Annotated in this window: 12 protein-coding genes; 9 read left to right on the top strand and 3 right to left on the bottom strand. The window is 68.5% G+C overall.

All coding sequences use genetic code 11. The features are described 5' to 3' along the window. Positions 1–35: 35 nt before the first annotated feature. Positions 36–524: a MarR family winged helix-turn-helix transcriptional regulator gene (locus tag IEZ07_RS30070; protein WP_204054709.1), complete on the top strand. Its 489-nt coding sequence runs from the start codon at positions 36–38 to the stop codon at positions 522–524. A gap of 64 nt (positions 525–588) precedes the next feature. On the opposite strand, the gene metE is transcribed toward IEZ07_RS30070, so the two are convergent. Continuing rightward, positions 589–2,532 carry a 5-methyltetrahydropteroyltriglutamate--homocysteine S-methyltransferase gene (gene metE, locus IEZ07_RS30065; RefSeq protein ID WP_239321010.1) on the bottom strand — a complete coding sequence of 648 codons (1,944 nt, stop codon included), beginning with the start codon at positions 2,530–2,532 and terminating at the stop codon, positions 589–591. Positions 2,533–2,591: 59 nt separating this feature from the next. Between metE and IEZ07_RS30060 the strand changes: the two genes are divergently transcribed. The 4 genes from IEZ07_RS30060 to IEZ07_RS30045 all read left to right on the top strand — a co-directional run bounded on the left by IEZ07_RS30060 (position 2,592) and on the right by IEZ07_RS30045 (position 7,696). Beyond that, on the top strand, positions 2,592–2,912 hold the full coding sequence (locus tag IEZ07_RS30060; protein ID WP_191897881.1) for a recombinase family protein: 321 nt from the start codon (positions 2,592–2,594) through the stop codon (positions 2,910–2,912). Then, the gene (locus tag IEZ07_RS30055) at positions 2,860–4,128 is read left to right on the top strand and encodes a recombinase family protein (RefSeq protein ID WP_191897880.1); all 1,269 of its coding nucleotides are present in this window, start codon (positions 2,860–2,862) and stop codon (positions 4,126–4,128) included. Before IEZ07_RS30060 ends, IEZ07_RS30055 begins: the two co-directional genes overlap by 53 nt. A gap of 286 nt (positions 4,129–4,414) precedes the next feature. Then, on the top strand, positions 4,415–5,497 hold the full coding sequence (locus IEZ07_RS30050) for a WD40 repeat domain-containing protein (RefSeq protein ID WP_191897879.1): 1,083 nt from the start codon (positions 4,415–4,417) through the stop codon (positions 5,495–5,497). A 711-nt stretch (positions 5,498–6,208) separates the two neighbouring features. Then, on the top strand, positions 6,209–7,696 hold the full coding sequence (locus IEZ07_RS30045) for a replication initiator (RefSeq protein WP_191897878.1): 1,488 nt from the start codon (positions 6,209–6,211) through the stop codon (positions 7,694–7,696). Here the strand turns inward: IEZ07_RS30045 and IEZ07_RS30040 are convergent. Then, entirely contained in the window at positions 7,683–8,207 is a 525-nt protein-coding gene (locus IEZ07_RS30040) for an NUDIX domain-containing protein (protein WP_191897877.1), read from the bottom strand. The two genes, IEZ07_RS30045 and IEZ07_RS30040, sit on opposite strands and share 14 nt — an antisense overlap. A gap of 41 nt (positions 8,208–8,248) precedes the next feature. Continuing rightward, positions 8,249–9,595 carry an NsdA family TPR-like regulatory protein gene (locus tag IEZ07_RS30035; protein WP_191897876.1) on the bottom strand — a complete coding sequence of 449 codons (1,347 nt, stop codon included), beginning with the start codon at positions 9,593–9,595 and terminating at the stop codon, positions 8,249–8,251. Between the two features lie 186 nt (positions 9,596–9,781). Here IEZ07_RS30035 and IEZ07_RS30030 point away from each other — a divergent pair, with 186 nt between their 5' ends. The 4 genes from IEZ07_RS30030 (at position 9,782) to IEZ07_RS30015 (ending at position 12,432) form a co-directional block, all read left to right on the top strand. After that, the gene (locus IEZ07_RS30030; protein WP_191897875.1) at positions 9,782–10,135 is read left to right on the top strand and encodes a hypothetical protein; all 354 of its coding nucleotides are present in this window, start codon (positions 9,782–9,784) and stop codon (positions 10,133–10,135) included. A gap of 76 nt (positions 10,136–10,211) precedes the next feature. Further along, a complete protein-coding gene (locus IEZ07_RS30025; RefSeq protein WP_191897874.1) occupies positions 10,212–10,631 on the top strand; it encodes a hypothetical protein in 420 nt (139 codons plus the stop codon). 116 nt (positions 10,632–10,747) lie between these two features. After that, positions 10,748–11,314: a hypothetical protein gene (locus IEZ07_RS30020; protein ID WP_191897873.1), complete on the top strand. Its 567-nt coding sequence runs from the start codon at positions 10,748–10,750 to the stop codon at positions 11,312–11,314. Between the two features lie 599 nt (positions 11,315–11,913). After that, a complete protein-coding gene (locus tag IEZ07_RS30015) occupies positions 11,914–12,432 on the top strand; it encodes a hypothetical protein (protein ID WP_191897872.1) in 519 nt (172 codons plus the stop codon). Positions 12,433–12,707 lie beyond the last annotated feature (275 nt).

Raw genomic sequence — 12,707 nt, 5'->3', positions numbered from 1 at the left:
TAAAAGGTTGATGTTCATCAACTATACTTGCACCCGTGAACGTGACCAGCGAAGTGGTGTCCCTGATGGGCGAGATCGCGCTCCGCTACAACCGGAGATACGAGGAGGCCGCGGTCCGGCACCGGTTGACGGCCCTCCAGGCCAAGGCGCTCATGCTGGTCGCCGCCGAGCCGCTGCCCATGCGGCGGATCGCGGGCCTGTTCAACTGCGACCCGTCCAACATCACCGGCATCGTGGACCGCCTGGAGAAGCGCGGTCTCGTCCGCCGCGATCCGGTCCCCACCGACCGGAGGGTGAGGCACATCGCGCTGACCGAGGAGGGCCGCTGGATCGTGGAGGAGCTCCGCGGCTCCCTCGGGTTCGCGGCCGCTCCGCTGGGCGCGCTGACCGCTCCGGAGCGCACCCAGCTGAGAGACCTCCTCAAGCGCATGCTGGCCGCCGACACGACCGACACGACCGACGCGGCTGATACGGCAGGCATGGCCGACACGACCGATGCGGAAGTGGCGGGACGGACCGGGTAGGCCGCGGAGGGTCTGATCCGACCTGACCTGACCCGACCCGATCTGGTGGCCTGGCCAGAGCAGGTCAGGGCCGGGACTCGACGGCGCCCCGCAGGCGTCGCGCCGCCTCGACCAGGTTGGTGAGCGCCGCCTCGACCTGCCCGTAGGTCCGGGTCTTCAGCCCGCAGTCGGGGTTGACCCACACCCGGTCGGCGGGCAGCACCCGCAGCGCCGCCTCCAGCAGTTCCCCGACCTCGTCCGCTGTGGGCACGCGTGGGGAGTGGATGTCGTAGACGCCGGGACCGAGCCCTCGCCCGAACCCCTTCACCGCAGGTTCGCCGAGGAGCCGCGCTCCCGACCGGGCCGATTCCACGCTCGTCACGTCGGCGTCGAGCGCGTCGACCGCGGCGAGGATCTGATCGGCGTCCGAGTAGCACAGGTGGGTGCGGATCTGGGTACGGTCGCCCGCTCCGGAGGTGGCCCACCGGTAGGCGGCCACGGCCCATTCCAGATAGGCGTCCTGCCCGGCTCGGCGCAGCGGCAGCAGCTCGCGCAGCGCGGGCTCGTCCACCTGCACGACGGACAGCCCGGTGGCCTCCAGGTCGCGCACCTCGGCCCGGACGGCGTCGGCGACCTGGAACACGACGTCGCGCAGGGGCAGGTCGTCGCGGACGAACGACCACGCGACGATGGTGACCGGCCCGGTGAGCATGCCCTTGACCGGCCTCGCGGTCAGCGACTGCGCGTAGGAGGCCCACCGCACCGTGATCGGCTCCGGCCGGCGGACGTCGCCGTGCAGGATCGGCGGGCGGGTGCAGCGCGAGCCGTACGACTGAACCCAGCCGTGGCGGGTCACCGCGAAGCCGTCGAGGTGTTCGGCGAAGTACTGCACCATGTCGTTGCGCTCCGGTTCACCGTGCACGAGCACGTCCAGCCCGAGCCGCTCCTGCAGGGCGACGACCTCTCTGATCTCGGCCCGGACCCGCTCCTCGTACGCCGCCTCGTCCAGTTCCCCCGCGGCCAGCGCCGCGCGGGCCGCCCGCAGCTCCCCGGTCTGCGGGAACGAACCGATCGTGGTGACCGGGAGGGGAGGCAGCCGCAGATGCGCGGCCTGCGCCGCCGCCCGCACCGGGTACGGGCTCCGGCCCGTCCGCTCTCCCATCGGAGCCGGGGCCGGAGCAGGAACGGCGACCGGAGCCGAAGCCGAAGCCGAAGCGGGAACGGCGACCGGATCCGAGGCCGAGGCCGGAGCGGGAACGGTGACCGGGGCAGGGGCGGAGACCGGAACCGCCGGGGAACCCGGAGCGGAGGCCGAGGCCAGCAGGTCCGCCAGTTCCACGACCTCGGCCACCTTCTGGTCCGCGAAGGCCAGGCGCCGCCGCAGCGCGGGGTCGAGCCCCGTCTCCGCGTCCAGGTCGTACGGGACGTGCAGCAGCGAGCACGAGGTGCTCACCACCACCCGCCCGGCGTGCTCCCGTACGGCCAGCAGCGCGCCCAGCGCCCGCTCCCGGTCGGTGCGCCACACGTCGCGCCCGGACACCACCCCCGCGACGACGGTCTTCCCGGCGAGGGCGCCGAGGCCGGCGGGGTCCCCGTGCGCCAGGTCCACGCCGACCGCCTCGACCGGGGTGCCCGCGAGGACCGGCAGCGCCTCGCCGAGCCCTCCGAAGTACGAGGCGACCAGCAGGGAAGGCCGGTCGGTCAGGCATCCGAGCCGCTCGTAGGCGGCCCGGACGGCGGCGAGCTCCACCGCGCCGAGGTCGGTCACGAGCGCGGGTTCGTCCAGCTGCACCCAGCCGACGCCCTCGGCGGCGAGCGTCGCGAGCAGCCGCTCGTACACGCCGAGCACGTCGGTCAGCCGGTCCAGCGGGGCGAACCCGGCGGGAGCGCCGGGAGCCGCCTCCGCCAGCAGCAGGAACGTCACCGGGCCGATCACCACGGGCCGCGTCTCCAGACCCAGGGCGCGCGTCTGCCGTACCTCCGAGACGGGCTTGGCGGCGGAGAGCCCGAAGGCGGTGCCCGGACCGATCTCCGGGACGATGTAGCGCTAGAACATGCACAGAGGCCCTATTAGCCCGGGAGGTGCCCGTGCTCAAGCTCGCCACGGTGACCGAGGGAACGGAGCCGGTCCCCGTCGTCTCCTACGCTCGCATCTCGGCCGACATCCGGGGTGACGAACACGGTGTGCAGGATCAGCACCGGGTGAACCGCGAGACGGCCGCGCGGCACGGCTGGACCGTGGTCCACGAGTTCACCGACAACGACAAGTCGGCGGCCAAGGCCGACGTCTACCGCGACGAGTTCGAGAACGTGCTCAAAGCCCTCAAGGCCGGAAAGCTCCCGGACGGTGCGGCCGGTGCGCGGTGTGGTCGTCGTCGCCAACGACCGGCTCGCCCGGCGGCCCGGTGACTACGAGCGCTTCGTGGAGGCGTTCACCTACAACGACGGCTGCGTGTTCGCCGACGCCAAGCAGCGCTCCGACCTCTACAGCGAGGACGTGGAGAGCATGGGCCTGTTCGGTGCGGTCATCTCCAGGATGGAAGTCCGCAAGATGCAGCGCCGCATGCGCAGCTCCCACCAGGCGCGGGCACTCCAGGGAAAGGCGGTGGGCGGGCCCCGGCCGTTCGGCTGGAAGGAGGACCGGATCACCCTGGACCAGGAGGAGGCGGCTCTCCTGCGGCAGGCGGCGCGGGACTTCGCGGCGGGCACGTCGCTCTACGGCATCGTCATGGACTGGAAGCGGCGGGGGATCAAGACCCCTCGGGGCAACGACTGGCAGGCGCGCACGCTCCGGGCGGCGCTGGTCAAGCCGCGCATGTGCGGGTACCGGGAGTTGCGGGGGGAACTGGTGCGCGCCGCGGACGGAGACCCGGTCATCGGGGAGTGGCAACCGGTCCTGACCCCGGCCGAATGGCTGGCCGTGTGCGAGGTCGTGGACGGCCGGAAGGGGCACACGGTGAAGCGGGGCGGTGCCGTGGGGGCTCCACTTCCCCAGGACTACCGGGAGCACCGCTATCTCCTGACGGGCGTGCTGCGCTGCGGCCGTCCCGTGGAGGGCGGAGGCGTCTGCAACGCGCTGCTGAGGACCAAGAAGACCAAGGACGGCAAGCGGCACATCTACTTCTGCCCCGGCAGGGACGTGGGCGGCTGCGGCGGCGTCGGCCGGCGCGGGGACCTGGTGGACTTCGCCATCTCGGAACTGATGCTCGATCAGATGGAACTCGCCCAGTACATGGACGCGGATGACGCTCCCGAGTGGACGAAGGAACAGGAGCTCACCGACACGGAGGAGCAGTTGGAGGAGCTGACCCGGCAGTGGCGGGCACGCAAGATCTCCAACAGCCTCTACTTCGGCAACGCTGCGGCGCTGGAAGGCGACATCGCCCGGCTGCGGGCGGAGAAGAACAGGATCACGGGTAGGGCTGAGCGCCAGCGGGTGAGCCGGGCCACCGACATCAAGGAGGTCCGGCGGCGCTGGTACCTGACGGAGGAGGAGGGCGGGTTGCCGCTCTCCCGGAAGCGGGCGCACGTCCGGGAGATGCTGCACGCGGTGATCGTCCACCCGGCGGGAAGAGGGCGGGCCGCCTTCAACCCTGACCTCCTCGAACCGGTGTGGGTGGAATGAGCTGGCCGTCGTCCTTTGATGATGAGCTGCGGAAAAGCCGAAAGCTCCCTGATGGCATGCAACGGCTGGATATGACAGGCTGATCATTAAAGCCTCCGCCGCCTCCAACGCCGATCGTCCCCTCAAGGTGGCGGGTATGGCGTGAGGCGAAGGGAAACGAACGGTGACTGATGCTGCCCGGCCGTCCCTAGTTACATCGGAGCAGAAACTTTGGGTTCCTGCGGCATCAGCTGCTTCGACTTCGCCACCGACGGCACGTTCAGCGATGCGCTCACGCCGTCGCGGTGTGCTGGTGGTCGGTGCGTTGCTCGTCGCCCTTGCCGTGGTGTTCTGGTTCGTCAACGATGCTCCAGAACCGACCAGCCACACCGACGCTGTCACATCCATCGCGGTCGGCCAGGTGAACGGTCGTCCGGTCGCCGTCTCTGCAGGCAGAGACGCCACGGTGCAGATATGGGACCTGACCACGAAGCAGCAAGTCGGGGACTTGACCATAGAAGAGAAGGCCGGGGAACCGTTGACCGGCCATGAACGCATCATCGCGGTCGCGGTCGGTGAGGTGGGCGGTCGGCCGGTCGTCGTCTCGGGCGGCGGAGACGCCACGGTGCGGGTATGGGACCTGGCTACGAGGAAGCAGGTCGGGGAGCCGCTTACCGGTCATGAGAGCAACGTCGGCTCGGTCGCGGTCGGCGAGGTGGACGGTCGTCCGGTCGCCGTCTCTGCCAGCAAGGACGGCACGATCCGGGTGTGGGACTTGATCAGCAAAGAGCAGGTCGGGGAGCCGCTGACCGGTCATGTGGCCAACGGCATTGTGGTCACGGTCGGTGAGGTGGGCGGCCGTCCGGTGATCGTCTCGGGCGGCTGGGAGGGGACGGTGCGGGTGTGGGATCTGGCCACGAGGAAGCAGGTGGGAGAGCCGCTTACCGGTCATGAGCGCAACGTCGTCTCGGTCGCGGTCGGCGAGGTGGACGGCCGTCCGGTGGCCGTCTCGGGCGGCTGGGAGGGCACGGTGCGGGTGTGGGACCTGACCACCATGAAGCAGATCGGGAATCCCCTGGTCGGCCATGAAATGGCCGGCGGGCCGGTCACGTTCGGCCAGGTGAGTGGCCGGCCGGTCGTCGTCTCCGGCGGGGTGGACCACACGGTGCGGGTGTGGGACCTGACCACCATGAAACAGGCCGGAGATTCCCTGACCGGCCACGACCGGGCCGTCTATTCGGTCGCGGTCACTCAGGTGAACGGTCGGTCGGTCATCGTCTCCGGCGGTGAAGACCACACGGTGCGGGTGTGGGACCTGATCACCAGAGAGCCGGTCGGAGACCCTTTGGTCGGCCACGAACGCAAGGGTGCCTCGGCCACGGCCGATTAGGAAGACTCGTCGAGGGCGTCTCAAGACGTCCTCGATCTACCAAGGGAGCTGAGTGCCTGACCTTCAGGTGACAGCTCCCTTACTTGTTGCCCGTGAAGGCCGTACTGGACGGGACGACATGGGACTCTCCCGGACGCCTGTGGACATCCACGGACGCTCACGGGGACTCGCGGGGAACGGCATCCTGCGGAACTCGCACCTGCGTAATTCCGTTGGTCGGTGGTAGAAACGTAGGTACCGAAAAGCCTTCGTCATTCGGGAAGACAGCGAGAAACCAGCAGCGACAGATTCGAGCGCACAAAGCCGCCGGGCATGAAAAAGAGAGAAAGCCGTTCCGCTGGGGGACCCGGCCAGCGGTAGGCCGCACGACTGGCAGCGCTCACTGGTTCACCGTCGCATGAAGACACTCCATACCCCTCGCTGATCAGCGCCAACACAACCGCAGGCATGCAACGTCGGCATGTCTGGTGACGGCGCGCACCCTTTTCCGAATCAGGCGGCGGCTCCCTGCGAGGAAAGGAGCCTGTTGGTACCTCCGGAACTGGTACCCCATGCCGCGCTTGTACGGGAGTGGTCCAAGCGCAAGATTGCCGAGTCGCCTCGGTGGTCGCCTGAGAAATGGCGGCGCATCGCTGCCATTCACGGCATAGAGCTGGCCGACGGGCCGACTCGTGCCGAATCCCCGTCCCGCGAGGACGGGAGGGATGCCGCGTGAGCAACGTCCCTTCCCTGTCCCCTGATCTGATGGCCGCCATGCAGCGGGCGGCCATGCCCGACTTCGCCCGGTGGCAACAGATGGTGCGAGCAACCGGCGGCTGCGCTCATCCGATCCGGCTCCGCGGTGAACGGCTGACCGTGGACGCCGGAACGGGTGAGGTCCTGGACGTCTACCGAACGGCCGACGAACCCACCGGGTTCCTGCTCACCGCGTGCGGCAACCGGCGGGCCTCGGTCTGCCCGGCCTGCTCACAGACCTACCGTGACGACACGTTCCATTTGATCCTGTCCGGCCTGCGGGGCGGCAAGGGCGTCCCGGAGGAGGTGAGCGCGCATCCCCGCGTGTTCGCCACCTTCACGGCCCCGTCCTTCGGCGCGGTCCACGCGCACCGGGAGAAGGGCGGCAAGGTCCTGCCCTGCCGTCCCCGGCGGGATGATCCCGTCTGCCCGCACGGGCTCCAGGCAGGCTGCGGCGCGCGTCACGACCGCGATGACCCCCAGGTCGGGCAACCGCTCTGCGCGGACTGCTACGACTACGCGGGCGCGGTGCTGTGGAACGCCCACGCGGGCGAACTCTGGCGGCGCTTCACCCTCGGGCTTCCGGCGGTCTTCGCCCGGCTGCTCGGCGTCAGCCGTACCGAACTGCGGCGGCGGCTGCGGCTGTCGTATGCCAAGGTCGCCGAGTACCAGGCGCGGGGCTTAGTCCACTTCCACGCCGTGATCCGCCTCGACGGTCCGGACGGTCCGGAGTCGCCTCCGCCGGACTGGGCCACGGTCCCGATGCTGGATCAGGCGATCCGGCAGGCTGCGGGAGAGGTCGCCGTTCCCGTCCCCTCCCCGGCTTCGGCCGGTGGGGAGGCGGAGGAGAACGCGGAAGGGGCTGCCCCGCTCGTGCTGCGCTGGGGCAGACAGCTCGACGTGGAACCGGTCTACGTCTCGGCCGACCTCGACGGCGTGTCCGACAAGCGGGTGGCGGGCTACATCGCCAAGTACGCGACCAAGGGAGCGGAGTCGGGCGGAGGCGTGGACCGGCCGATCCGGCAGGCATGGGAGGTCGCCCGCCTCGACGTGACCGAGCACGTACGGCGCATGATCTACGCCTGTTTCAGCCTCGGTGACCTTCCGGAGTACCGGGACGTCCCGCTGCGGAAGTGGGCTCACACGCTCGGCTACGGCGGGCACTTCTCGACCAAGTCACGCCGCTACTCGGTCACCCTCGGCGATCTCCGCCGGGTACGGGCCGACCACCGGGCCGAAGAGGCACGGCAGGCGCTCGGGCTGCCCGACCCTGCGGAGGGACCCGAGACGGTCACGATCGGGGAATGGCGGTACGCCGGGAGCGGCCACCGGCACGGCGAAGCCTTCTGGGCCGAACTCGCCCGCCAGCGCGTCGCCACCGCGCGCCGGATCGCCCGCGAGAGGCGGAACCAGGATCAGTCTCCTACCGGTGATCGAGGAGGTTCGCGTTCTACGGCTCGGTGAGCACGTATAGCAGGGCGGCCATGCTGGTGCCGCTGACGATGTCGCCTTTGCCGACCAGATCGCGGATGTCGGCGAGCGGGACCCATTCGATGCGCTCGGCTTCCCACGCCTCGGTCGGCGGGCCGATGTGGATGGCGCTGTCAGCGCGGAAGATGTGGTGGACGGAGTCGGAGATGCCGTTGGTCGGCTGGACGCGCAGCAGCGGGCGCAGTGACCCGGGCCGCCAGCCGGTCTCCTCCTCGACCTCGCGTGCCGCCGCCGCCATCGGCTCCTCACCGTCGTCGATCTTCCCGATGGGGATCTCCCATCCCCACGAGTCGGTGATGAAGCGGTGCCGCCAGATCAGCAGGACCCGGCGCTGAGAGTCGGTGACGACGGCTCCGGCTCCCGGGGCGGTCCGGATGAGACGGTGGTCGAGGTGCCTGCCGTCGGGAAGCTCCACATCCGCCACCCGGACATCGAGCCACGGATCGGTGTAGAGGGGTTCTTCGGAGTTGACCTGCCAGCGCATGCGGCGTGCTCCCGGTGTGGTGACCTGATCTCGGCCCCACGCTACAAGGGCACGCGCGCCTGCTGATGAGCACGCGTCAGGAACTCCTTGACCACGCGGGCGTCGAAGGGACGCAGAGCATCGGCCACGGTGGCGACCCGTTCGGCGATGCGCCCGGACTCCATGCCCTGTGCGCGGTTCAGCATCGTCTCGGCGGTGGTGACGGCCTGCTCCGGCTCACCGCGTTCGGCCAGGACGAGGGCCAAGGTCGCAAGCCGGTGGGTCTGGCCGCGTAGGTGGCAGGTGTCGGCGGCGCGGAGCGCCTCCTCGGCGTAGACCTGGGCGGCCATGAGATCACCGAGCCGCCTCAGTGCTTCGGCGTGCTGGCACTCCAGCAATCCCGGCTGCACGTATCCGGTCTCGGGCGGCTCGTCATCGTGGTGGATCTGCGCGGCGGCGCTCTCCGACCGGCGCAGATGCGCGTGGCAGCTCGCCCGGTCTCCCATCCGCGCGTACGCCTTCGCCTGGAGGGTGTGCAGGTCGGTGACCAGGGCGGGGCTCAGGTGGCCCCGGGCACCGCGCAACGCGGTCTCGGCGTACTGGATGACGTAGCGGTGTCTGGCCCTCGCCATGGCCTGGTTCGCCAGTAGAGCGACCACGTAGCCGCCGAACGCCAGGTTGCCGGACGCCTTGGCCATGCGCAGGGCGTGGAACAGGTAGCGCTGGGAGAGGGCCTGGCGGTCGGAGTCGTAGGCGCACACGCCGGCCAACGCGACCAGGCCGCCCGCGGCCCGGAACAGTTCCCGCCCCGTGCGGTCGTCGCGGCTGCCTTTCAGCAGAGGCGTCACGCTGGTGTTGAGGAAGGCCACGATGCGCGGCCGTACCGGTATGCCGCCGACCCGGCGGTACATCTGCTCGTAGCGGTTGCGCGCGTCTTTGAGCATCTGCACGTCATGCGCGGTCACCGGGCGGATGCCTCGATGGGAGACGTCCATTTCGTGGGGAGGGTTCTCCCACTCGAAGACGGGCGCGACCGCCGCCGGTCCGTCGATCATCGAGGCACCCGCCAGGAAGACCTTGTCGTTGAGATCCCCCCGCCACAGCGCGACGGCTTGATCAAGGGCTCGGGACAGCTCCGGCTCGTCCTGTGCCGCCTCGTTGCGCATCATGCCGATGTCCGCGAGCGAGAGAGTCCGCCCGACCTTGCTCCCGACGATCTCGCAGATGATCTCCGGAACGTCACCTCGGGGGATCGCCCGGTCCCTGATCCATCGGGCGACGGCGGTGTGGTCGTAGCGGGTCGGACGCCGGGCCGTGGAAGTGGCCTTGTTGATGCGCGCGGCGAGTCCGGCATGGGAGATGCCCGCTTCGGCGAGCAGGGAGTCAAGCAGCATGTTCGGCTCGCCCATCGACCCGCCTTCCGTGGGGTGTCGCTCCTGTTCGGAGTGTAAGCAGGCTCGTCGGGCTCGGACAGATCATCTGACGGCGGCCGTGGTCACGACTGGATCGCTTTCACACGGGGTGTGAAACGGCTCCCACGCCCATGGCCGATCACGCGCTTACGCCGATCCGATCGCGGGCGGTCCACTGAGCCCATGAGCTGGCCGGATTCAACCAAGATCGCTCCTGTTCCCACTCCGGAGGGGGCGGGACACGAACTCCGTCGCGCGCTGGAAGCCCACGGGATCGTCGCCGACGTCCACGACGGTTACGGACTGGCGCTGGTCTCGGTCTGGGTGGGCCTGATCGTCTGGTGCGACGGGGAACGGTTCTGGTGGCGTACCGGCTGGGACGACCGGCGGCAGCGCTTCACCTACGCGTGGCATCCGGCGGTCGATCCGGTCCGGGCTGCTCGGAGGATCGCGTTCCGGTACGCGGCGCTGCGTGCGGACTCTTCGCGGCCAGTGCTCGCTGACCCTGCGGTGGTGGTCGGTGATGGCGCGCGCTGAGCAATTGAAGACGCGGCCCTCGCCGGATGCGGTGCATCGGGCGCGATGGCGACCACCACGGGCGGGGGACCGGGCGGTGATCGTCCAACTCCTGCACAGTCACGCCCGTACCCGGGCGTATGCCTCCTGGCTGCTCGGCCGGCACGGCACCATCGTGCGTCTGCTGCGAGGTGGAGCCTTCGCGCTGATCGAACTCGACGACGAGCCCTCCCGGTTCCTGGGCGGGGCACGGCGCTGGCATGTGTACCTGGATGACCTGCTTGTTGATGCTGTCGAACATCCACGCGAGGATCACAATCCGTACGGTGTCGGCCTGTCCGGTGCCGGTCGCGGGGTCGTGCGTCATGCGTGGCCGTCCGGACGACGGGAGGGCCTGTGCGGGGCCATGGTGCGGCCGGTGCTGGTCGGCTCGTGGTCACCGCCGTTCCTGTCCACGCTGGAGAACGTGTGCTCGATCTGCGTTCACATTGCTGAAAGCGATGGAACCGGCTCATAGCTGGGAGGAGTGGTCGGACGGTCGAGGAAATGACTTTGTTCCATGACCCCGCGACGGTCCACGACGACCCGAAAACCGGATGAGTGCCGGCTCCACGAAGCGGGACGATCCGGATCATGACTAAAGGGACGATCCTCCAGGACCTGAAGAGAGCACGACGTTCCGGCAAACCCGTGAGAGTCAGCCGCGAGATCGACGGTGCGGATCGACTCGATGCCTACGTGGTCGGCATCGGCCGCAAGTGGGTACTGCTGCACACCATCTCCGACGAACTTCATCTCGACGGCCACTCGGCCGTACGGCTCCGCGACATCACGTGTGCGACACGTGCGGGCTGGAAGGGGGCGTCCATGACCCATCGTGCCCTCGCCCTGCGCGGGGAGTGCGTCCAGGCTCCGGCCGGGGTCGACCTTGATTCCACCGCGGGTCTGATCGAGACGCTGACCGAAGCGTTTCCTCTCCTGGCCGTCTACATCGAGAAGATCGATCCCCATGTCTGTTACATCGGTCGTGCTCGCGGGATCACCCGGAGGAAGCGGTTGCGTCTCCAGGAGATCGGGCCGGCGGCGGACTGGGCACGTACCTATTCCACGAACAAGACGGCGGACATCACCCGGTTCGACGTCGGTGGCGGGTACCTCGATGCCCTCCACGCGGTCGGCGGGACTCCACCGGAGCGTTGATCTTCGGCGATGCGGCGTCTATGTGATCATCAGTTTGGAAGACTGCGGTGCGCGCTCTGCTGACGTGCTGCGCTCCAGGTCAGAGTGGACAGCGCTCTCCCCGCCGGTCCCCGTTATTCCCCTTGGTCGCCCGTCCGTACTGGCACGCGAGTGGCACGGCCCAGCCTTCTGATCCGTAGGTCCCCGAACGACGTCCAGGATCGTTCAGAGCCGTTCGTCCTGCTGCCCGCCGGGGCTCCTGCCGTTCAGATCCGTACGGCCCAGTTCATGATCGTCCGTTCGGGTGGCTCCCAACATGGCTCCCAGAAATCCAGCGGATCACCTGCTTGCGAATCGGTCCGATCTCGGGCCGTACGGGCCGTGAACTGGGGGGAGGGCTCCCTGGGAGTGACCGAGACTGACTCCTATAGATGGCCTCTAATGGTCCGGTGATCAGGCCGTGCCCGCGGTTTCATCCGCCATCGGCGTGCGAAGATGCAGTTGTCCCTCCGTGGTCCGCGAAGCAGAAGCCGGAGCAACCCGAAAAGGAATCCGATCTCAAACACCAGGGAGCGCATGGAAGCAGATCTTGTCGCTGGCGGAGTCTATGCTTCCCTCCCATGAGCACAGATGAGACTCCTGTCATGCACACCATGCGAATGGACGTGGAAGTGGAGGACTGCGGTCGGGTATATCTCCTGGATCGGGGGGACTACGGGGCCGCCGACAGGAAGGAGGAATCACCAGCCCACTCCGTCGGACTCATTGAAATTGAGGGGAGAGGAACCGCCAGCCTGAGAATAGGCCCACAGTGGGGGACGATTCCCTTCACAGTGACTGTCTCCGACCGGGATCCAGGCGCTGACCTTGACGGCTATGAGGACGTCGTGGAGATCAGTTTCGAATCCCCGTCGGGCGAGGTCTTCCTGGTGGGATGGCTCATGGACTGGGACGACGAAAAGGTACACAACCTTTCTCCGCTTCTTCCTGGCCCCGGTACTTACCGCTTGCGGTACCACCTCAGAGGAATGGAAGAGGAACGATGCTGGACGGATGATCACTATCTTCAGGTATGGCCTGCCTCACAGCATGATCCGGCCATACTGAAAACGGAAGGCGAAATCTTCCGGCGCTTCTGAAGCCTGATCCGAATTGAATCCGCGCTGTCAGCTTGGGAACCGGCTACTGATCTTGCTGTGCTGAGCTGGGAAAACAGGGGTGCAGGTCAGGGCGGGTCGAGTCCCCGTGAGTCCCCCTGAGTGACCGTGGTTCCCCGCCTGTTCTGGCACGCATCTGGCACGGGAAGCTCGCTCGTCGTCTATCACTTGACGGCAGCCTGGTTGCGTTGCCGCTACTGAGCCGATCGTAAGTTTTGGTACTTGTTCGAGGGCGGCGGGAGATCGGATTCCGGCGG

Origin of the sequence: Planomonospora parontospora (assembly GCA_014647935.1) — a bacterium.
Classification (GTDB): domain Bacteria; phylum Actinomycetota; class Actinomycetes; order Streptosporangiales; family Streptosporangiaceae; genus Planomonospora; species Planomonospora parontospora.
Note: the sequence above shows the minus strand (reverse complement) of the source record. Positions and strands in the feature narration are given on the sequence as shown.